Source organism: Niallia sp. RD1, from assembly GCF_024219955.1.
GTDB lineage: Bacteria > Bacillota > Bacilli > Bacillales > Cytobacillaceae > Niallia > Niallia alba.
Window position 1 is genome coordinate 3777518 of sequence record NZ_CP100420.1, and the last position, 20239, is coordinate 3797756.

Here is a 20239-nt window from a genome sequence, read left to right on the forward strand (position 1 = left end):
CATGGCATGGTTAGCTTTAATTGCAGCCGGGGGTTGTGAAATAATAGGTGTTTTAAATATTAAACGTTTTACGATGAAAAAATGGGATGCGCTACTGTATTTAATTATTGGTTTTATGTGTAGCTTCGCATTGTTATCATATGCGATGAAAACTATCTCCATGGGAACAGCATATGGTGTTTGGACAGGAATTGGAACAGTTGGCTCTGCGTTATTAGGGATGTTTGTATATGGAGAGCCCAAGGACGGTAAAAGAATCTTATTTATTTCGATGATTCTTGTTGCAGCAGTTGGTTTAAAACTAATCGCGTAAAGGAGAGAGCGATATGAAAAAAGAAGAAATTAAAAAAGCGGCAATTAAGTATTTTTTACAAAAAGGATTTGAAGGAGCTTCCCTGTCAGAAATTGCAGAGGAAGCTGGAATAAAGAAAGCATCAATTTATTCCCATTTTAAAGGAAAAGATGACTTGTTTCTTGAAGTATTAAGGGAAGCAAAAGCAGAAGAAATAAAGCGAAAAGAGCATTTTTTCGAAAAAGAGAAAAGTAGCAATCCAGAGACTTTTCTTTACGATTATTTACTTTACACAAAAAAAATGTTCCAAGAAAATGAAATACTGAAGTTCTGGCTAAGAATGGGATTTTTTCCACCTATTCATTTATATGATGTCATCCAAAAAGAGGTTATAGAAGCAGAGCATTTTCAAGAACACTTAATTGGTCAAAAAAGTAGCAAGTGGATCGAACAAAAACAAATAGTCGTAAAAGATGCAAACACATTTAACTTAGCTTTTACAGGTATAATCATGGCAATCATGGTAGAAATCGTTTATTTTAATTCGGAAAGAAGAGTCGATGATAAATTAGAAGCATTGTGGAATGTTTTTTGGAAGGGTGTTTCGAAGTAAATAGATTAGCAAATAAAGACGAAGAAAATAAACATGAATCCCATTAGTATCCATTTTTCAATTGAAAGCGAATAGGAGAATTCAAATGGCTCAAAAAAGACTTTTATTATATGGAATAATGTCTATTTTGTTTTTAATAAGTATATTTATTTATCAAAAAGTGACGGATGATACATATAAGGGAATGACAATTATCCCTGAACAGCAGAAGGATATTCCATTATATGAAGGACTTGAACCTACTGAATATTATTACAAAATAGATGGTGACCATTGGTCCAAAGTTTATGAATACTATTTAGAAGAGCTTCCTAAACAGGGATGGACCGTGGAATACAAAGGTACTGCACTTGATGACAATGATTCGGAAAATGATTGGTCTGGATTTTATTCTAGATGGAGAAAACCAGGGTTTGATGGGGAATTATCACTTTCAGCACATTATAATCATTCAGAAGATCAAACGGAAGTAATGTTTGATAACCAACAAAGGTAGAGAGTACAGCATGGATAAACGAATTACTAATGCTTATTTTTATCATGAATAAGGGAAGATGATTTTCATTAAATTTCCCTAAGGTTTGAAAGGAAGAAAACCAGATTTCCGTTTATCCAATTAATAAATAAATTATGATTTATCTTACTTTTTTGAAAATGTAAGCATAAAAACAGAGGAGTATCTATAAATGAAATTCATATGTAAACCTCACTTAAAAGATTTAGAAGAAATAGTTGAAATAGATACAAAAGTAATCGGAAACGCCAGCAGATTAGAATACATAAAAAATGCTATTGTGGAAGAACGTTGTATTGTTGCTAAAACGGAGAATAGAATTGTGGGATTTCTCATTTTTAATACTCATTTTTATGATTATAGTTTTATTTCGTTAATTATTATTGATCCTCCTTACCGACGAAAGGGGTGTGCAAGCTCTCTATTAAATCATTTTGTTAATATATCCTCAACGAGCAAGATATTCTCTTCTACAAATCAATCCAATCAGAGTATGCAGGAAGTATTTAACGCAAATGGCTTTATAAAAAGTGGAATAATTGAAAATTTAGATGAAGGTGATCCAGAAATCGTCTATTTTAAATCGAAATAAACCATTATGCAATCTATTTAAAAAGCCGAAATTATGCGAAAAAACTATCTATTTCGGCTATGAAAACAGATGTTAGTTACATATACAATCTATTTTTGCTACTAGTAAAAATTCTTCAATTTCTATTCCATTACCTTCTGAAAAATTTTGTCCAAACTCCGAAACCTATCAACGCTCCAATCGTATTAAGAATGAAATCATCAATATCAAAACTTCCTCTTCTTGAAATAGATTGGGTTATTTCGATTACGAGCAATATGATCATGAATGTAACGGAAAAACTGCTAATTCTCTTTAATCTTTTTATAAAATAAGGCAGATAGATTCCCATTGGCAAAAACATAAGCAAATTACCGAATAGGTTTTTTAAAGGGATGTCCAGATTCATATTTCCACTGAAAATCGCGTTTATGTAAGTACTTATTGTTTTAAAAGGCACAAAATTCGAAGAATACTTCATATATTCTAGGAAAGTTAAATCTGCCATCCAACCATTACTTCTGCCCCAAAAGAACAATAGAATAGTTAATATAAATACATAGAAAGTAAAACTAATGACTAATCCAATCTTTATCAATTTTTTCATTTGAATTTCCCGTATTATTTGTTATTGATTGAAATTCTCTCCGTGAGAAAAGAACCGGGAAAAGATTGTTAGCTGGTAACAATCTTTTTTGAATTAAAAGGAATAGTAACAAGACTATCGATATAATTCAATCATCTGATCAGCTATATATTCGGAACTAAAATGAACTCCGTCTTTAAGCCACCACATAATAATTCCTAAGGTAGAGGAAGCGAGAATATCTAATGATAGCGTTGTTTCTAAGCTTTCAGAGTCTTCTCTAACACGCTGAATGACAATCGAATCCTTTAAGATCATCTGTAATTTTTTCTTAAAACCACTATGTTCGAAAAGGACGGCTAATAATTTTCGATGCTGATAAAAATAATCTAAAAACAGAATTAAGCGATCGCGATTATTTTTATTATCGATTTGCAGAAGTGGTGTTGTCTCCAACAACAAGTTGTCGAAAATGTCATAAACTAGCTGTCTTAATAAATCGTTGATGTCCAAGAAATGCAAATAAAAAGTTGCACGGTTTAACTCGGCTCGTTTGGTAATTTGTTGGACGGTGAGTTTTGATATATCTGGATTCTCAATTAATGTATCTACGACTGCTTGTTTAATCATACGTTTTGAGCGAGCGGCACGTGGATCTTCCTTTTTACGTATGGTCATTCCTATTCCCCCTTTATCTATTTTCTTTGATTTTATCGATACATTTTATAAATATGTTGTTTAGTAAACACATCTTAAAAAATTGTGCATGGGCATCAAATAAATTTAATGCTATTCTATATTTTATTGTCACTGTGTTAAAAAAGCAAATGAAGAAAGGGATTGTATATGGCAGAATCTATCAACAAAAAAGTATTATTAACCGTACTCATTTTAGGGTGTTTTTTATCGACACTGAATCAAACACTGTTAAACGTTGCATTAAGTAGTCTCATGAATGTATTTTCTGTTTCACCAACAACGGCTCAGTGGCTTTCTACAGGTTTTATGCTTGTTAATGGGGTGCTGGTTCCTATAACAGCGTTTTTAATGAAACGTTTTTCTACTCGGCAATTATTTAGCAGTTCGATGTTGTTTTTATTAATCGGTTCTATTTTGTGTGCAGCAGCTCCTAACTTCTCCATTTTACTTATGGGGCGTATGATTCAAGCAATTGGTGCTGGAATTATTATGCCATTACTTATGAGTGTTGTCATGGTTATTTTCCCGCCTGAAAAAAGAGGGAGTATGATGGGGCTAATTGGACTAGCTATTATTTTCGCCCCTGCTATCGCACCAACATTAGCCGGTTTTGTAATTGAATACTTTTCATGGCGATGGTTATTTATTGGACTAATACCACTTGTTGTAATAGTTCTATTATTATCCATGAAATATTTGATTAATGTTTCAGAAACAGTAAAAACGAAGTTGGATGTGGGAAGTGTAATATTATCAACAATTGGTTTTGGCTTAATTTTGTATGGGTTTAGTAACGCAGGTAGTAAAGGATGGGATGATAAAATTGTTATTGCTTCTATCTTAGTTGGAATCGCCACAACGATAGTCTTCTGTCTAAAACAAATAAAGTCTTCTGATCCGCTACTAAATTTAAGTGTATTTAAAAATAAAGTTTTTACCCTAACATCCATCATTAACATTATTGTCACGATGATGATGTATGCGGATATGATTTTATTACCCATCTATCTCCAGGATGGCAGGGGATTTACAGCTTTTAATGCGGGGTTACTATTATTACCAGGTGCAATAATTAATGCATTTATGTCACCAGTTACTGGAAAAATGTATGATCGTTTTGGTGCAAAGCCATTATTTATTATCGGATTGATATTCATTATTCCTTCGATGTGGATCGTAACAGATTTAACAGAAACAACGACTTATCTGTTCCTAATGATACGAACGATTTTTCTACGTATAGGCTTAAGTTTTATTACAATGCCATTGAACACAGCTAGTCTAAATGCATTACCAAGAAAACTCGTCACACATGGAACTGCCGTGAATAATACATTACGCCAAATTGCAGGAGCTATTGGTACGGCAGTCGTAATTACTGTATTTACAGCACAATCAACAAGTCATGCAAACACATTACTGCAAGAAACACCTAATGCAACAGGAGAAGTGATTCGTAGGCTTGCTTCCATCTTGGGTTCAAGTGATGCGTATTATTTCATGACCATTTTAGCAGTTGTGGCATTGGTTTTAACGGTATTTGTTCCATCTAAAGCAAAGATTAATGAACAAGTAAAAGAAAAAGAAAGATAATCAGATTCTGTCTCAAGGTATTTATGAACTTGGGACAGTTTATTCCATTATACTGAGCCACTATTCACTTTTTGATAATATAATTTTTTATTTATTGTAAAAATTATATATTCTTAAAACGTTTATTGTTATATTTAGAATTATAAAACAATAGATAGGAGAAAGTCGATGAATTTTCCAATTTATTGAAACGGATTATTGGAAGATGATGTTAGTTTGCTTCAAATTAAAGTAAGCTTAAAAGGAGGGACCATTATGGGATTTTACTGGTTCGGTCTACTATTCTGGTTATTAGTAGGTATCTCATTCTTATTACTTATATTTGGTCTATGGAAGGTATCCTGGAAAGCTTTATTCATTAGTGGGATAGTCTTTTAATCCCATCTCTCTATTCTGTTGGAGCAGAAAACTGGTTAAGAATAGTGGTGGTACTACCGTTAATTCCATTTGTATGTGCATATCGAATGAAAAAGAGGATATAACGATTGAGAAATATTTAATTATTAATAATGAAAATAATCGTTAGTCGAGGCAGAAATTTCTATTGCAATGGGAAAAAGTGCCTGATTAAATCATAAAAACTTTAATACTAGTATATAGAAAAAAGTTTGAGAGGATATGTAAAATGGCAAAAACAACAGGTTGCTTTACGATTGTACTGAATGAAAAAGGACAAATCTTATTAACAAAACGAAGGGATTTTCCGATTTGGGATTTGCCAGGAGGTAGATGGGAAAAGGGAGAGACCATAGAAGACTGTGCCGTTCGTGAAACAGAAGAGGAAACTGGATACGTTATTCGAATTAAAAGGAAAATCGGGGAGTATTTTCAACCACAATTCGATGATATGCAATATTTATTCTTGGGAGAATTGAATGGGGGAATACCAATAGAAGAAGGACCCGAAACAGAAAAAGTCGAATGGTTTAGTCCAAATAATTTACCTTTCTATATGGTACCTAATAGAAGAAAACAAATAAATAAATTTTTAAAGAATAAGAATCGAATAGTAAAACAATCAATAACTGTATCAACTATTCAAATATCTTTTTTAAAGGTCTATTTGAAAGTATTTAGGCCATTGTTAAGATAGGAATCGGTGGACGGTTCTACTGATTCTCTTGATTTAACAAATCTAGTGAAAAAATCTTTGAAGACTAATGGCATGTTTGCAGCGACTTGTTTTCAAGGAAGTCATGATATATTAACACCAATCAAAATAAAGGAGCTGCTTCCAGGTTAGATTCCTCATGTTAGATTGATGAAAATGGAAAATTGTGGTCACTGGACTGTTTAAGAGAAACCATCTGAACTTAATAGAATTGCAAAAGATAGTATCTAGATATATGTGAAGGGGAATATAAATGACTGAAATAAAAACACTTTCAATTCCAGACCCAATAACTGCTCTGCTAGATAACTATGAGATGACTATTGAAAGGTTATATATATTTCATCGGTTGCTACCAGAAAGGAATATAAAAGAGAATTCTTTGTATCGACTAGCTGAAGAGTACTATAAAGTTTTAAAGCTTGTTTCTAAAGAGGTGTATAAGGATTATTCAGAGGAGTTGTTACCGGTACGAGAGTTCTTAGAAGAAATGTCCGAGAGACTAGATGATAATGAAATTCAGAATTTAAATAAACCATTCTTAGAATAAATCTTGCAAACCAAGCCCTATAAAGTGTTTGCCTCTGCATTTCTTCTCGAGTATTGTTTTAGCATTTATTTAAAAGAATCTAATGATAAAATTCTTTGTAACTATTGTGTTGCATGCCTGTAATAAATGAGAGACTTCTTATATCGCAAACGGGGCATGTTAGTAAAACAGGGATATGGATATAATTTTATAAAACATAGAAGAAGTTTTAGGTGAAGAACTAGCAAAACTATTCTTTGGAGGAGACGATGGAAAAATCAATAGGGAAGGTTTCATGTTTTATTACTAGAAAAAAACATAACAAACTTGAACTTCTTTTAATTCAGCATCCAAATGCAGGTATTCAAATACCAGCGGGTACAGTAGAAATAAATGAAGACTTTCAACAGGCTGCTATGAGAGAAGTCGTTGAAGAAACGGGTCTAAAAGAATTTGTTTCATGTAGAAGTATTGGAAAGCAGGAACAAATCTTAGAGGGTAAGTATATAATTTTTGATAAGGCTAAAATATATTCAAGACCAGATATATCAAGTTTACAGTGGGCAGAAATAAGAAGAGGCATTACTGTTCTTCACGAACGAAGCCAAGGAAATTTTGTGCAAATTTCTTATAAAGAAGGAGATAAATTTCCAGAACCCAATTACATAACATATCAGATAACTGGTTGGACGGAAGAATCGAATTTAGCATCAAAAGTAACAAGACAATTTTATCATCTCCAATCAAGCAGTCAGGTTGATGAATGGGAAATAGAGACAGATAATCACCACTTTAAATTATTTTTGTCTCCATTAGACAACTTACCACAGATAGTTTCTCCTCAAAATGAGTGGGTTGATTACTTATTAAATGAGATCGACAATTTGTAATGGAATACGCTTATTAAAGCAATTGGTGCTTTCCTTAAAATAAAAGGGATGCACTTATAGCATTAAAGATAAAGACCAGGTTAGTAAAAAAGGATATTTACATAATAATAACGAATTGTTGTTGAACAGAGTATAGAAGGATAGTGGTAATAATGAAATCAGACCGTGTATAGACATTCAATAGTGACAAATTATATTTGCAGGGTGATAAGTCGATGATAGGAATAAGTATAGCAACGAATTGGGAATATAAAGCGACATTGGAATATTTCAGCATAAAAGATAGTGAACGTTTCGCTTATCCTTATGGTGAATATTTCATAAGAACAATTAATGATACCAAACTTGTTTTTTATAGTACCGGTGTAAGAAAAGTAAATGGTGTAGGTGGTAATCAGTATATGATTTCTAAATTTAATTTAACTAAAGTAATCGTTGCTGGAACATGTGCAGGAATAGATGATAAGTTCAATAATTTGGATATTTTTGTACCCGATAAAGCCGTTCAATATGATTGCACAGTAAAAGAAATCGAGCCTTTTATTAAACAATCCTTCATAGTCGATATTGATCTATCGAAATATGGAAATGATTTTTATACCGGAACAATTGGTACTGCTGATAAAGCAGTAGTTATGTGGAAGGACTATTTAGAACTTAAAGAAAATGAAATAACCATAGCCGATACAGAAGCGGGGGCAATATGGTGCTTTAAATAATGATTTAAGAGAAATAAAGGAAACGCGAGGAGTTAGATGAACCACATCGGATTAGATTTTGATGATACACTTGTTGATATGAGAAAATCGATTGTACAGCTTTTAAATAAAATACATAATAAAGACTTAAATTACGAAGAAATGGTTGAGTATGGAGTTTCGGATTTGTATGGGTATTCCTTTGAAACATTTTTAGATTTTTTTACAAAAAACCAAAAGGTACTGCATTTAGCTAAACCGTATCCATTTATAATCGATGTTCTTAGTGAACTAAGCAAAACTTCAAAACTATCAATAATGACGGGAAGACCGAAAGCTTGGATGAATTCAGCGGAACTCTGGATTGTTAAACATAAGCTGCCATAGATGATATAATATGTGCTTCAGAATATAAAAATGGTAAACCTGAATGTGCTTTAATTCATAATGTCACTCTATTTATTGAAGACAATCCTTCCCATGCATTAGCTGTTACGAATAGTGGAATGGATGTATGGCTACTTGATAAGCCATATAACCGAATATGTAATCATGAACGAATAACGAGAGTAAAAGGCTGGAAAGAGATAGACACTTTGTTATTAAGGTAAAGGTTTTATAACAAACTAATGGAAAATAAATTCTATAAGTTAATTAATAAACACTCATCCTTAATCCAGCAACTACCTCTTCATGATGGATCATACACTCTTTTATAGATAACACTGCAAAATAAGACAATGGAGGTAGATCTTCTACTATAGAATCATTTTACAATCATCCTTATTATTATTCTGGTTGAGAAAGATATTTTGGAAAATAAAATAAAAAAAGTTTAATGAATAAGCTGTGTCTGTTATTAATTGTAATGAATTCTTCATCGTGATCCTCCTAATTCCAAAAATGTATTCAATGTTTATTCATCATTTTTTGAAGTAAAATTGAATCAACGATCCAAAAAAGGAATGCGCACATAATAAATAGGAAATAAAATTCTGAGGAGTGAAAAGGATTTTTTATACCGAAAATCATTGCCACAATGCCTGTTATCACCCCCGAAAAAACATTATAGATAGCAAGGTAGAGAATACTAAATTTCTTAGGCCGTTGATTTAAGAAAATCTGCAGAGGTGACGCGATAACTAGATAAAAGCAAAAGAAAATGCAAGTGAAGATTAGTATTCCAAAAAAACTAAAATAGGGTGAACCAATAAGTTGAAGCATACTAACGAAAATAGCGGAAATAAGGGAAGTAAGTAACGAGCGAGCAATCATATCAATATCTACACTTTTTAATTTCATACACTGTCTCCCATAAAAGCTTCTATTTCATCTTTAAATCGTATAGCTTCTTCTAGAAAGGGATAATGATTGCTTTGATTAAACACCAATAATTTGGAATGAGGGATGCACTCATTCATTTCGACCGAATAGGGAAGAGGGCACTGTACATCAAATTTTCCACAAATGATTAATGTTGGAGTTGTAATCAGTTTGAGTTTCCTAGTAACATCAAATAGTTGCACTTCCCGGCTAAAATAGTTCAGTCTAATAGAGGATATTTTCTTCTGGATAGGCAGGAAAAAATAATCATCATACCTTTCAGAAACATATAAGGATAACTTTGTCGGTTCTTTTGTTAATGCCATTTTTTCCTCCGCTGTTAAATCAGAACGTTTGAGGCTTTCTATCAAATCTTGCATTTTTTTATAGGATGGATGTTCTTCATTGTATATACAATCAGGAGAAAATGTCATATATTCTCTTGCAGCAGCCCCTACTAATATGAGTTTGCTCAAACTGTTAGAGCAATATATCCCATAAAGAACTCCTAACATGCCCCCAGTGGAATGACCTGCAAAGCTCCATTTTTTATATCCTACTGCTTCACGTATTGCTTCTAAGTCGAAGATAGACTCTAATAATCCTAGTTCATACGGTTGAGTAGCTTCATCTGAGCTACCTGCCTCCCGTAGATTAACAAGAAATACTTTATGCGTACGGACAAAGGAGTCTGCAAAATAATCTCCTGTCTCATTAAATTCTGAATAATGATGGGTAACACAAAGAGGTTCACCTTGCCCTTTTATGAAAATTCAAATTTCCCCCGAGAGGTATGTAATAGCTTTCTAGTCCATTTCTTCATAAATACTCCTTTATGGTATACACCAGTATGAAAATGTTGAAAGTTAGTTCATTTAATCTGCTAATCTCACAAACTCAGCATCATGCCGGATATCTAAATATGGGATTATTGAATAAACATTTTATCTATTAATTCTACTATTTTTTCATTATCCCCTGTACCCACCTTAACTAGCTTCGTATCATTAATAAAAAAATCAATATAGAATTGTTCACCAGCTGGGTATTTTCCATCCCATCTATGTGGCACTTTATATACATTAATCGTGCCATCCCCATTGCCACTATATGTAATGGAACCTTCTGCTAAACGTGAGCCTGATAAATGAATAACATCTTCTGGATAATTAGCACTTGTTTCGTCATTTGGATTGAGCGGTTCCCCTTCATGAAATGTTTGAACAGATAATGCATCTATATCCTGAGTTGGCCCAAGCTGCAACCAAATTCTCGCGTATTCGATTTCTTGAGCAGAATATTTAGACAATGAAATCTCTTTTTTCTTTTCGGATGTACTATTTCCATTGGTGTTGTCTAATTCTGTAATAACTTTCTCCGATTCAGGTTCTTTATTTGTTTCAGTACCATTCAGATTTTTTTCATCTGAACTGGTGGAAGGCTTCAGTGTTGAAGATTCATCATTTTCAAGTTCTACTATCTCTGTACTAGATTTAGGAAGAGGGGGGCTGTTCTCAGAAGAGTATTTCGACGAATCATGTGAACAACCAACTAGTAATAGAACAAATAGTAAAATTGCATTTATAGATAAAAGTTTATTTCGGATACTCATTCCATCATTCCTTTCTTTCAAAAATACAGGTATAGTATATCACCTGAGTCCGTGACGTAATTAATAATAAATGTGCCCACAAAGCCTGATATAATAATGTTATCAGCTGATTTATGTTGATAATTTTATTTCACCAGGCAGGTGTTGAAATTGGTTAAGTTTATTTTAGAAGATTCCGATGATACATTAACGACCCATTCGGGTCTAGGTTTAATAGGTTTGCTTTTATCAAAAACAAAATTTTACAAACGTTTTTCATCCTTAAAGGTCCCAGAAATCAAGTCGTCTCCGGCCATTCTTAATGGGGATGTTACCACTTCTTATGTGGGTCTATTGTGCCAAGGTAAGAATGATTTCGACCATATCGAAGAATTTCGAGATGATCCCTTCTTTTATCGTGCATTGGATATTCAAGTGGTTCCATCAAGTCCCACACTACGGCAACGACTCGATCAAATTGCCAAGGTGACTGGATGGAAATCCATTGTTCTGGAAGAATCGGCTAAACTAATACGGCAATTTGATTCTCCTGTCACTCCAACAATTACTAGTGACAAAAAATCATACGTACCTCTGGATATTGATGTATCGCCATTTGATAACTCAAATACTAAGAAAGAAGGGGTTAGTCGCACATACAAAGGATGTGACGGGTATTCCCCTAACTTCTCCTATTTGGGTCAAGAAGGCTACGTTGTAAATGTGGAACTTCGGGAGGGAAGCACACACGTTCAAAAGGATACTGAGAAATTTCTCGAGAAAAGTATTATATATTCTCGGATGATTACTGATCTATCGTTATTGGTCCGTATGGATGCAGGAAACGATAGTGTCGAAAACCTAAAAGTTTGTGTGAATGAAAAGGCCGATTTCATAATTAAACGAAATCCTCGCCGTGAAAAGCCTGAAAACTGGCTCATGGTAGCTGAACAATTCGGTAAATGCGTTCAGGAGCGAGAAGGAAAACGTGTATTCTATGGTGCTTTAGAAACAACTCCAAAGGGAATGAAAAAAGCCATTCGCCAAGTCTATAAAGTAACAGAAAGAACGATTGATAAAAACGGCCAAATCCTCTTAATCCCAGATGTTGAGTTTGAGAGCTATTGGACTACCCTACCTAATGAAACAGAGGAAATAATTAGCCTTTATCACGAACATGCCACTTGTGAACAATTCCACAGTGAATTAAAAACGGATTTAGACCTAGAACGTTTCCCTTCTGGGAAATTTGCCACCAATGAATTAATCTTACATCTTGGATGTTTAACCTACAATCTCCTTCGGATTATTGGCCAAGAAAGCCTGAAATCAGGGGATGCGCCGCTTAAAAGAAAGGTCTTCCGTCGCCGAGTAAAAACGGTTATCCAGAATTTGATTACATTAGCTGCAAAATTGGTAAAGCATTCCCGAAGAATTTACTTAAAGTTTGGAAATCATAGTCCTTGGTTTCCTACTTTTAAACGACTGTATCTTTCATTTACAACATAAGCCTAGGAAACTGAATAGGTAATAAGACCTGAAAAAAATTATAGGTAAGCAGGTTTTATTTAGTGTACACAAAAAACAATCAATCCAACTTAAATTAGTACGAATGGCAAGAAAATAAGGAATTCCTAAAATTATCGGAAGAATTATTTTTTATCACGGATTCAGGTATCATATATATTGGAAAATGTTGTATATGATATTTTGGGCATGATAAAGTTTAAGTGTCTTGGAGTAGATAATTAAAGACAATTGAATTATAGGTTAAAAGATTTAGCTCGTTTGAATCGTCTATAAGAAAATAAAATAAAGGAGAGGCTTAAAGTAAAACGTTTTTCCTTTACACTTGCAATATCTTTTGTTGCGATTGATTTTATGGTGGATATGTATTTAAGTAAACAGGAAACTTTGATAATCACCGGTATCAAGTGGCGCAAGTTGACGATAAAGTAAAAGAAAATGGAGAAACTACTAGTACAAGCAAAAAAATAAATTGAAAAGAGAACAGAATTATGGTATCAGTTAGACGGTATAGTTGATATTTTGTTAGAGAGCATCCAGTTGGTCCGACCTATTAATTTTGATGAAGCTTTGGCTTTGAATTTGAATTGAAACTAATTGATAGGTTAACCGTCATATTATATAAGGAGGTGTTAGAGTGAAAAGAATTGTTTTATTTATTCTTTCCTCAGCATTTGTGTTAGGACTTTTTGCTTGTTCTAACGAGAGTGTACAATCAAGAAATAATAACGGTAAAGTTGTTAAGAGTAGCAAAGAACAAGTTGAAAAGGTTGTGAAAAAAGGTGATATTCGAGAAAAAATTTGGAACCAATTGTCATCAGAACAACAAGAATGGATCAATGGTACTTGGGAAGATGGAAAGATTTCTAAAATTACTCTGACTGAGAATATGATGTCTCAAGTTGATGATAAAACATATGAAGGAAAAGTAGTATATTTGCTTGATTTTCCTACGAAAAGTAAATCCAGTCCAAACAATATGATTGCTTATGCAGACATAAATACATTTGATTATATAGGTAATGGTCTTGTTGATTAGGATAGCTGAAAGCGAGAAGGGGGCATTGCAATCTTCCATTTTCCTTAAGGGCATGTACTTTATGAATTTCGTACGATTCATAATTGTACAAAAAGTTGAATTACAATGGTAAATCCCATTATTGTTTAGAAAAAATAATAACAGAGTAAATAAATTTTGTGAACTTTTATACATAAAATGATGAGTGGGTGAAGAGAAGATTATGATAGAAATTAAAAAGGCAGAACCTAAACATGTAGAAGGAATTGCAAAGGTTTGTAGTAATGGCTATTGGGCAACATACTCCGAGCTGCGTTCTAAAGAATATATTACTAGAATTATTTCAGCGTTTTATAACATTGAAAGAATACATAATGAAGTAATGGAAACTAGCAGAGAATGGGGAGGCTATTTTGTTGCCACTGAAAATAAGGAAGTAATTGGAGCAATTGGAGGCGGGATGATTAATGATACTGCTGGAGAGGTTTTTGTCTTATATCTTAATCCTAATAGACGTAATGAAGGTATCGGTACAATGTTATTAGATGGGCTTACAAAACAGCAGAAGGAAGAGTTCGGTGCGAATGAACAATGGGTGTCTGTTGCAAAAGGAAATCAAAAGGGAATCCCTTTCTACGAAGCAAAAGGATTTATTTTGAAGAATGAACAAGATGGATACGGGAATGTAGAGGAAGAAAAGTACACTTCATTGAGATATTGTCGTGTGATTTGTAAGAAACATTTGGTGAAAAGGTTAGTCAAACGAGAAATAAGAAAAGCAGGGCAGAATAGTTTAATAAAACAAGTATAGCAATTCCCTTTATAGTTACTGCTGCATATACTTTATCAGCGATTCTCTGTGATTAATACTGGAGGTGTTTGTTTATGATTAATACTGAAAGCATCTACATGTCAGCAAAAAAATTCAGATTTTCTTTCACTCATTTATTTTTGACGCTTTTACTTTTTTCCACGTCGTTTACTTCTTTTGAAAATGCATTTTCAAAAACATTCGCGTTCCTATTAATCGTCAATGTTACTTCTTTTACAAACGAATATTTAGTTATTCAATACTTTGAAAAAAACAGCGAAAAGAAGAGCAATAAAAAATATGCAAATTTCGTTGCTGTTCAAGTACTTCTCACTGTAATCATGTTCGTAGTTTACAAATTTATGATTCTTGCTTAATCTAGGTTCTCGAAAAATACTGCCTAAACCTTTCTCGGGGAAAGTAATCGGTTAAAATAAAATCCGTTATTACTTGGAAATCAACTACAATTACTTTTGAACAAATCTAAACTTAATAAGTTTTCAATGCTAGTTACTTTTAGTAAACCAGTGATCGACTTTTAATTCCCCAAATGTAGCAATAAAAACAAAAGAATATCTCCTAAATTCGCTGCGTATAGTCAGGCTAGCAAGTTCTCAACCGAAAACATGCTAGCCTGTTCAATCTAGTTATTCAACCACACATAAAGTTCCAGTTTATCATACATGAATTCCAGCTTCGACTAATTTCCAGACAGCTTCAAATTCTCTTTTAAAGTCAATTTGTGACCAATTTTCTGCAAAGGAAGGAGATGAAAAGTAAGCAAATGCCATGAACAGAGCTTTTAGTATACTCTCATCCTCAATTCTACTTGCTTCTTTTAAGCTACTAAGTAAAGCTGTCATGTGACGAGTTAAAACTGATAGATTTCCATCAATATATGTTGTATATAATTTAAACATTTCTGGTTCGCGATGATACGATTGATATTTTGATTCACTTAAAATCCAAAACCAATCATGAATGATTTCCTTTGTTGAAGAATAATTTTTAGTGTCAAAAGGAAATAGTTTTGTTAGTTCATTATCAAGCCATGAAAGGGCGAGTGCTGTCCATAATTCTTCCTTTCCTGTGAAATACTTGTATATTGCTGCATGACTTGTTCCTAGTTCTTGGCCAACCTTTGAAAGATTGACTTTTTCCATTCCTTGTTTCACTACCATACGGTGAGCAGTTGCTAATATGAGTTCTTTACTTAAATTTTTCATGTATTAATTATACAACATTATTGGTTGAGGTAAAATTGAATGTCTAGTTACAAAAGTTGACTTTTGTAACTAGTTAAGATAAAGTTGGATTTGTAGTTACAAAAAAATAAATATGTAACCAATAGAGGAGAATGTTATGAACATTTCAAATAATACCATTATTATCACCGGCGGCACTTCAGGAATAGGTCTTGCTTTCGCTAAAGAGTTGTTAAAACGTGGGAATAAAGTCATTGTAATTGGTCGTAATCAAAAAGCAATTGATAAGGTATTGAAAGATCACAAAGGACTAATCGGTTTACAGGGGGACGTTTCTAGTGTTGATTCAGTTCGAAAAATGGCAATATTCATTAAGGAAAACTATCCAGAAGCTAATGTTTTATTCCATTCAGCCGGTATTATGCGTGCTTTTCCATTACTAGATGAAAAAATGGAGTTAGAGCAGGTCACAGCTGAAATTACAACAAATCTTAATGGAACAATATGGATGACCCAAGCTTTACTACCACAACTTTGTGAGCAAAAGGAAGCGATGATCGTTACTGTTAGTTCTGGCCTATCTTATGTAACTTCACCTGTTCATCCAGTGTATTCTGCAACGAAAGCTGGGATTCACATGTATACAGATGCCCTTCGTATTCAATTAAATAAGTCAGATAAAAATATTCATGTGATGGAGTTGGTACCGCCGCTTGTTGCGGAAACAAATCTAGAACCGAGCGTAAAAGAAGGAGACAAATTTCCAAATATGACTTTAGATACATTAGTTAAACATGGTATCAAAGGTATGGAAAAGAACAAAAAACGAGTAGTTCCAGGTCTTTCAAAAGTCTTGCGCTTTGGCGGGAAATTCTTTCCTGACACACTGGCTAGCTCAATGGTGAAAAATGAGAAATAAGATTCATACCACAGTAGGGTATTTAGCTCAAAATAATATTAGATGACACAGCACTATGACTAAACTCATAATAAAAGATGTTATATATGGATTATTAAATGTTTAAACAGTAGCTCGTGTTAGCATTTTTATAATAAATGAATGTGAAAATTAAATAAATTCTAGTTGGAAACGTCTATAACCTAGATATTTAGGAGATTAGACGTTTTTTAGTTTGCAAATTATTCTAAAGGTTTAACGCTCAATCTCTGAATTAATCCTCGTTATATTTATAATATTGGGTCTTTGCTATATATCAATCGGAATAGATTAATGGAAGAAGCATTCTATATGAAATAATTCCAAGAAAAGAAGTTATTAAGATTGAAAAAGTAGCATGCAGATAGAATTAAGGATTTGGCAGATGTGAACGAACTTACTCTATTGAAGAACGTCAGCCAGAACTAGAAATATAGCGTCAAAAACAGTTTTAGAATAAGCTGGACTACAAAAAGAAGGAATTTTAAGGTAAAATAGACTTTTACATAGTGAGTAGCTCAACTACCTGGGTACGTTTTTTCATTAAGATGATGGACAACTCATAATAAAAGGCTGTTTTCTAAAGAATTGTTGTTTTTCAATCGAAAAAAAGAATTAGTTGGAAAAATGAAGCAGCCGGAATACACGTAGACTCCTGTGGGATTAGCGAGACAGTCTGAGACCCCGGAGGCGAAGCTGAGGAGGCTTAAGCTTAGCCCCACGGAAAGCGAAGTGTATTCCAGCTGCGGGTAATCGCAACAAACTTTACGAAAACAGCCTAATAAAAACTTAAAGAGCTTGGTCCAGAAGGCAAAGAGGAAAAGATTACAAGGTGAGTACCTTTTAAGATATCGCTTTTCTACGTATCCAAATAAACATTTTTTCTATAATATAATAAGATACAATAGTATTGTGAGGACTTTTCAAATGATAGACAATGAATTTTTACCAAGTATTAAGCTGTATCGTCTTATTATTAGCTTGTTAATTATATTAATGAGTGCAGGGTTAGTATTAATTTACGAAGAAGATGGACGAATTATTTCTCTTTCTTTAGTTTTTCAATTTTTATTTGTAGCATGTATTGCATTTCTATTAATAATTTTTCCGAATAAAGATTCAATAAATGTTAGAGCTGCGATTACTTTTTTCATGTCTGCATACTTTTTCTTTATGTTTTTACGATTTCCTGACAGATTTGCATCGTTATTACTTATTAGTTTTATCCCAGTAATCCCTATATTGTTTCTACATACTAGATTGTTCTATGTAACATTGCTGAGTAATATTACGATAACTGTTAGCATTATTATCTACTTGATGATGTATGACACACGTAGTATACATACTTACACCTATTTGGATTACTATGGAGTAGCCATTAACTTCCTTGGGACACAGCTTATGCTACTTTTCCTCTTCCTTCTCTTCCAAAAAAAGATGAAGGATCAAGAGTTATATTACGTTCAAGTTAAGGAAGATGAAAAGCTAAGGACAACTGGACAGCTTGCGGCAGCTGTTGCCCATGAAATTCGCAACCCTATTACGGTAGTAAAAGGATTTATCCAACTGCATGAAAATGATCATTCGATACCAGAGCATATCAAAAAGCATTACAAGCTGATGTTGGATGAGTTACAAGCCGCTGAAACAGTTATTTCTGATTTTTTATCACTCGCAAAGCCTGTGGAAACCAAGACAGAGATTGTATCAGTCAACCCTTCACTTCATACTGTGATGGACTTATTAAACACCTATGCGTCGGTTGATACTATTCATATTGAGTTAGAAATTGAAAATGAATACAAAATCCAATGTAATATCTTGGAGTTTAAGCAGTTATTTGTGAATTTATTAAAAAATGCGATTGAAGCTTCACATCATGGAGATACAATTCGAGTAAAAGTAACAAGTGAAAAGGATATAGTGAAAATTGTGATAGTCGATAGCGGTTCAGGAATGAACCGAGAACAACTAGAGAGGATAGGAACCCCTTTCTACTCATTAAAAGCCAAAGGAACAGGACTAGGCTTAATGATCTGTTATAACATTGTCCAAAAATATAATGGAACGATTAACTTTTGGAGCGAGGAAGGAATAGGGACAGAGGTTACAGTGACCTTTCCCATTGTAAAAACGGATGGTTAGGAAATTATTATATACAAACTAAATGAAGTTGAAGTCAGTATATTTCAAAAGACTGTCCACAGCAACTGTCTTCAACAGCAGAGTGGATGGCAAATCTAGCTACGGATTGGGATAGAAAGTTAGAATGGATTAAGCGCATAGCAGAAGATTAATAATGGAAGTTAAATAGACGATTATAGACTAGTTTTGATCGAGCTGTGTAATAAAATATTTGAATTAACATTAAATAAGCTTAATGTATTGCCGAAAGACACATTATTCGTAGGAGATGACTTAGAAAAAGATATTGGCGGATGTCAAAGGGCAAATATAAAGGGGATATGGTTCAATCCTTATAGAACGGAGAATCATACGAAAATAAAACCATATGCTGAAATTCATACATTTGATCGTTTATTAAGTTATATTACATGATTATAATAATTTATTTGGTGCTTTCTAACTGTTGTAATAAGGAAACTTTTCACCAATATTCATAACCTCCATAAAGTATAATGGGGGTTATGAATATGAAAAATATTGAGTATCATCAAAAATACTTTCGTCCATCTCGATTACCAGCATTAAATCTTGGACTATTAACGTCCGAGTTTTTTAATCCTTTTTATGGTAAAACATATAATGAAATACAGTTACCTGCTGAATTAACTAAAACACCTGAAGACACTATTCTAAATTATTTTCGTATATTACTGGAAGCAGGAAATCTGTTAGGTAGAAGCTGTGGTTCGGTTGGTCAAGGACATATGCCATTTCCAATTGCTTATAATTTCTTATCAAAAGAATATCAAGAGAAAGTAAGTTATAAGGAGTACGTACAAACATTTGCTGGAGTTGGACATACGAGTTTAATCAAGCTTTCCAAAATAGCTACTGAAAAACAGGCAATACGTTTTTTTTATGAAATTGAAACTATTGTAGGTTCCATAGATGTCACGGCTGAATATTTTGGGTATTCGTATGGATTTATGGAGATTATATATGAACATTCGGGCTACCGAATTAATACAAACCAACAAATTCGCGAAGATTTTCTATGTGCACCCTACCATCTTTGGGAGCATGATGCAGAAGCAGCTATTGATATAAAATATGGAGAATGGTGCAAGCTGATTAAGAAAAGATATCCTACAATAAAAAAAGACTATGTGAAGTATATTTACTTTCAAGGCACCGATGAAGCTGACTATTGTATTATTTTCTTTACTTTAACGAATGGCACGGATATAGAAATTATTCAGTATCGTAAGGAAAGCAATGAAGATTGGAAACAGGTAAAACTCGTTCCTGAAAAAGATTGTTTGCAAGAACCTTGAAAACAAAGAGAATATATTATTAATAAAAAATTCAACCATTAGAGTACACTATTGGTGTACTAGACTTTATGACGGCTTTATTTCAAAAGAAGAGAGATAAATTAGAGGGAATATTTTAATTTATACATTTAAAATCACTAGTGTTGCGTAAATAGTGTCATAATTTTCAGTTTAATTGTTTACTCTACTTAGAGCCAAAAAAGTAATTACCTTTCTAAAGGCGGCTCCTGTCCATTTGGAAATTTATTTACAATTAGACCTGTGCAA

The 20239-nt window shown here is 33.1% G+C and carries 22 protein-coding genes and 3 pseudogenes; 18 read left to right on the top strand and 7 right to left on the bottom strand.

What is annotated here, in order from left to right; genetic code table 11:
* Position 1 precedes the first annotated feature (1 nt).
* The 4 genes from NKG37_RS17970 to NKG37_RS17985 all read left to right on the top strand — a co-directional run bounded on the left by NKG37_RS17970 (position 2) and on the right by NKG37_RS17985 (position 2011).
* A complete protein-coding gene (locus tag NKG37_RS17970; RefSeq protein WP_016205159.1) occupies positions 2-313 on the top strand; it encodes a DMT family transporter in 312 nt (103 codons plus the stop codon).
* A gap of 13 nt (positions 314-326) precedes the next feature.
* Complete coding sequence (locus NKG37_RS17975) at positions 327-905, top strand: TetR/AcrR family transcriptional regulator (protein ID WP_254415045.1); 579 nt, start codon at positions 327-329, stop codon at positions 903-905.
* Between the two features lie 85 nt (positions 906-990).
* Positions 991-1401: a hypothetical protein gene (locus NKG37_RS17980; protein WP_169188496.1), complete on the top strand. Its 411-nt coding sequence runs from the start codon at positions 991-993 to the stop codon at positions 1399-1401.
* Positions 1402-1591: 190 nt separating this feature from the next.
* A complete protein-coding gene (locus NKG37_RS17985; protein WP_254415046.1) occupies positions 1592-2011 on the top strand; it encodes a GNAT family N-acetyltransferase in 420 nt (139 codons plus the stop codon).
* Positions 2012-2141: 130 nt separating this feature from the next.
* Here the strand turns inward: NKG37_RS17985 and NKG37_RS17990 are convergent, their stop codons facing one another.
* Both NKG37_RS17990 and NKG37_RS17995 read right to left on the bottom strand, forming a co-directional pair.
* Positions 2142-2597 (bottom strand): VanZ family protein, encoded by a 456-nt coding sequence (locus NKG37_RS17990; RefSeq protein WP_254415047.1) that lies wholly within the window; start codon positions 2595-2597, stop codon positions 2142-2144.
* A gap of 114 nt (positions 2598-2711) precedes the next feature.
* Complete coding sequence (locus tag NKG37_RS17995; protein ID WP_212119910.1) at positions 2712-3254, bottom strand: TetR/AcrR family transcriptional regulator; 543 nt, start codon at positions 3252-3254, stop codon at positions 2712-2714.
* Positions 3255-3422: 168 nt separating this feature from the next.
* Here NKG37_RS17995 and NKG37_RS18000 point away from each other — a divergent pair, with 168 nt between their 5' ends.
* The 6 genes and pseudogenes from NKG37_RS18000 to NKG37_RS18030 all read left to right on the top strand — a co-directional run bounded on the left by NKG37_RS18000 (position 3423) and on the right by NKG37_RS18030 (position 8483).
* Entirely contained in the window at positions 3423-4868 is a 1446-nt protein-coding gene (locus NKG37_RS18000; protein ID WP_254415048.1) for a DHA2 family efflux MFS transporter permease subunit, read from the top strand.
* A 625-nt stretch (positions 4869-5493) separates the two neighbouring features.
* Positions 5494-5961: an NUDIX hydrolase gene (locus NKG37_RS18010; RefSeq protein WP_254415049.1), complete on the top strand. Its 468-nt coding sequence runs from the start codon at positions 5494-5496 to the stop codon at positions 5959-5961.
* 271 nt (positions 5962-6232) lie between these two features.
* The gene (locus NKG37_RS18015; protein WP_254415050.1) at positions 6233-6529 is read left to right on the top strand and encodes a hypothetical protein; all 297 of its coding nucleotides are present in this window, start codon (positions 6233-6235) and stop codon (positions 6527-6529) included.
* 248 nt (positions 6530-6777) lie between these two features.
* Entirely contained in the window at positions 6778-7398 is a 621-nt protein-coding gene (locus NKG37_RS18020; protein WP_254415051.1) for an NUDIX domain-containing protein, read from the top strand.
* A 215-nt stretch (positions 7399-7613) separates the two neighbouring features.
* Positions 7614-8102 (top strand): annotated as a pseudogene (locus NKG37_RS18025) (permease); the annotation flags it as partial.
* 51 nt (positions 8103-8153) lie between these two features.
* Positions 8154-8483, top strand: a complete 330-nt coding sequence (locus NKG37_RS18030) for an HAD family hydrolase (protein ID WP_254415053.1) — start codon at positions 8154-8156, stop codon at positions 8481-8483.
* Positions 8484-8854: 371 nt separating this feature from the next.
* Here the strand turns inward: NKG37_RS18030 and NKG37_RS26145 are convergent, their stop codons facing one another.
* From NKG37_RS26145 to NKG37_RS18040, 4 genes and pseudogenes are all read right to left on the bottom strand, one after another.
* The gene (locus NKG37_RS26145; RefSeq protein ID WP_263479875.1) at positions 8855-8977 is read right to left on the bottom strand and encodes a hypothetical protein; all 123 of its coding nucleotides are present in this window, start codon (positions 8975-8977) and stop codon (positions 8855-8857) included.
* A 28-nt stretch (positions 8978-9005) separates the two neighbouring features.
* Entirely contained in the window at positions 9006-9398 is a 393-nt protein-coding gene (locus NKG37_RS26375; protein WP_169188501.1) for a UPF0715 family protein, read from the bottom strand.
* Positions 9395-10242: pseudogene (locus NKG37_RS18035) on the bottom strand (alpha/beta fold hydrolase). The gene NKG37_RS26375 and the pseudogene NKG37_RS18035 overlap by 4 nt, the downstream one beginning before the upstream one ends.
* Positions 10243-10347: 105 nt before the next feature.
* Positions 10348-11052, bottom strand: a complete 705-nt coding sequence (locus NKG37_RS18040) for a hypothetical protein (protein ID WP_254415054.1) — start codon at positions 11050-11052, stop codon at positions 10348-10350.
* 123 nt (positions 11053-11175) lie between these two features.
* Here NKG37_RS18040 and NKG37_RS18045 point away from each other — a divergent pair, with 123 nt between their 5' ends.
* From NKG37_RS18045 to NKG37_RS18060, 4 genes are all read left to right on the top strand, one after another.
* Entirely contained in the window at positions 11176-12519 is a 1344-nt protein-coding gene (locus NKG37_RS18045) for an IS1380 family transposase (RefSeq protein WP_118977697.1), read from the top strand.
* Positions 12520-13174: 655 nt separating this feature from the next.
* The gene (locus NKG37_RS18050) at positions 13175-13576 is read left to right on the top strand and encodes a hypothetical protein (RefSeq protein WP_169188503.1); all 402 of its coding nucleotides are present in this window, start codon (positions 13175-13177) and stop codon (positions 13574-13576) included.
* A 202-nt stretch (positions 13577-13778) separates the two neighbouring features.
* Positions 13779-14366: a GNAT family N-acetyltransferase gene (locus tag NKG37_RS18055; RefSeq protein ID WP_169188504.1), complete on the top strand. Its 588-nt coding sequence runs from the start codon at positions 13779-13781 to the stop codon at positions 14364-14366.
* 74 nt (positions 14367-14440) lie between these two features.
* Entirely contained in the window at positions 14441-14743 is a 303-nt protein-coding gene (locus NKG37_RS18060) for a hypothetical protein (protein ID WP_016205145.1), read from the top strand.
* 300 nt (positions 14744-15043) lie between these two features.
* On the opposite strand, the gene NKG37_RS18065 is transcribed toward NKG37_RS18060, so the two are convergent.
* On the bottom strand, positions 15044-15592 hold the full coding sequence (locus tag NKG37_RS18065) for a TetR/AcrR family transcriptional regulator (RefSeq protein ID WP_016205144.1): 549 nt from the start codon (positions 15590-15592) through the stop codon (positions 15044-15046).
* Positions 15593-15728: 136 nt separating this feature from the next.
* Between NKG37_RS18065 and NKG37_RS18070 the strand changes: the two genes are divergently transcribed.
* The 4 genes and pseudogenes from NKG37_RS18070 to NKG37_RS18085 all read left to right on the top strand — a co-directional run bounded on the left by NKG37_RS18070 (position 15729) and on the right by NKG37_RS18085 (position 19972).
* Complete coding sequence (locus NKG37_RS18070; RefSeq protein WP_254415055.1) at positions 15729-16490, top strand: SDR family oxidoreductase; 762 nt, start codon at positions 15729-15731, stop codon at positions 16488-16490.
* Positions 16491-17435: 945 nt separating this feature from the next.
* The gene (locus NKG37_RS18075) at positions 17436-18656 is read left to right on the top strand and encodes a sensor histidine kinase (protein WP_169188506.1); all 1221 of its coding nucleotides are present in this window, start codon (positions 17436-17438) and stop codon (positions 18654-18656) included.
* Between the two features lie 204 nt (positions 18657-18860).
* Positions 18861-19070, top strand: a pseudogene (locus tag NKG37_RS18080) (HAD family hydrolase); the annotation flags it as partial.
* A 95-nt stretch (positions 19071-19165) separates the two neighbouring features.
* Complete coding sequence (locus tag NKG37_RS18085) at positions 19166-19972, top strand: hypothetical protein (protein ID WP_254415056.1); 807 nt, start codon at positions 19166-19168, stop codon at positions 19970-19972.
* Positions 19973-20239: the final 267 nt, after the last annotated feature.

Coding starts and splice junctions, on each gene's coding strand:
- NKG37_RS26375 (WP_169188501.1), bottom strand. CDS start 9,398: ATGAAATTAAAAAGTGTAGATATTGATATGATTGCTCGCTCGTTACTT.
- NKG37_RS18075 (WP_169188506.1), top strand. CDS start 17,436: ATGATAGACAATGAATTTTTACCAAGTATTAAGCTGTATCGTCTTATT.
- NKG37_RS18060 (WP_016205145.1), top strand. CDS start 14,441: ATGATTAATACTGAAAGCATCTACATGTCAGCAAAAAAATTCAGATTT.
- NKG37_RS17985 (WP_254415046.1), top strand. CDS start 1,592: ATGAAATTCATATGTAAACCTCACTTAAAAGATTTAGAAGAAATAGTT.
- NKG37_RS18070 (WP_254415055.1), top strand. CDS start 15,729: ATGAACATTTCAAATAATACCATTATTATCACCGGCGGCACTTCAGGA.
- NKG37_RS18010 (WP_254415049.1), top strand. CDS start 5,494: ATGGCAAAAACAACAGGTTGCTTTACGATTGTACTGAATGAAAAAGGA.
- NKG37_RS17980 (WP_169188496.1), top strand. CDS start 991: ATGGCTCAAAAAAGACTTTTATTATATGGAATAATGTCTATTTTGTTT.
- NKG37_RS17970 (WP_016205159.1), top strand. CDS start 2: ATGGCATGGTTAGCTTTAATTGCAGCCGGGGGTTGTGAAATAATAGGT.
- NKG37_RS18055 (WP_169188504.1), top strand. CDS start 13,779: ATGATAGAAATTAAAAAGGCAGAACCTAAACATGTAGAAGGAATTGCA.
- NKG37_RS18000 (WP_254415048.1), top strand. CDS start 3,423: ATGGCAGAATCTATCAACAAAAAAGTATTATTAACCGTACTCATTTTA.
- NKG37_RS18020 (WP_254415051.1), top strand. CDS start 6,778: ATGGAAAAATCAATAGGGAAGGTTTCATGTTTTATTACTAGAAAAAAA.
- NKG37_RS17995 (WP_212119910.1), bottom strand. CDS start 3,254: ATGACCATACGTAAAAAGGAAGATCCACGTGCCGCTCGCTCAAAACGT.
- NKG37_RS17975 (WP_254415045.1), top strand. CDS start 327: ATGAAAAAAGAAGAAATTAAAAAAGCGGCAATTAAGTATTTTTTACAA.
- NKG37_RS18085 (WP_254415056.1), top strand. CDS start 19,166: ATGAAAAATATTGAGTATCATCAAAAATACTTTCGTCCATCTCGATTA.
- NKG37_RS17990 (WP_254415047.1), bottom strand. CDS start 2,597: ATGAAAAAATTGATAAAGATTGGATTAGTCATTAGTTTTACTTTCTAT.
- NKG37_RS18065 (WP_016205144.1), bottom strand. CDS start 15,592: ATGAAAAATTTAAGTAAAGAACTCATATTAGCAACTGCTCACCGTATG.
- NKG37_RS26145 (WP_263479875.1), bottom strand. CDS start 8,977: ATGAAGAATTCATTACAATTAATAACAGACACAGCTTATTCATTAAAC.
- NKG37_RS18030 (WP_254415053.1), top strand. CDS start 8,154: ATGAACCACATCGGATTAGATTTTGATGATACACTTGTTGATATGAGA.
- NKG37_RS18015 (WP_254415050.1), top strand. CDS start 6,233: ATGACTGAAATAAAAACACTTTCAATTCCAGACCCAATAACTGCTCTG.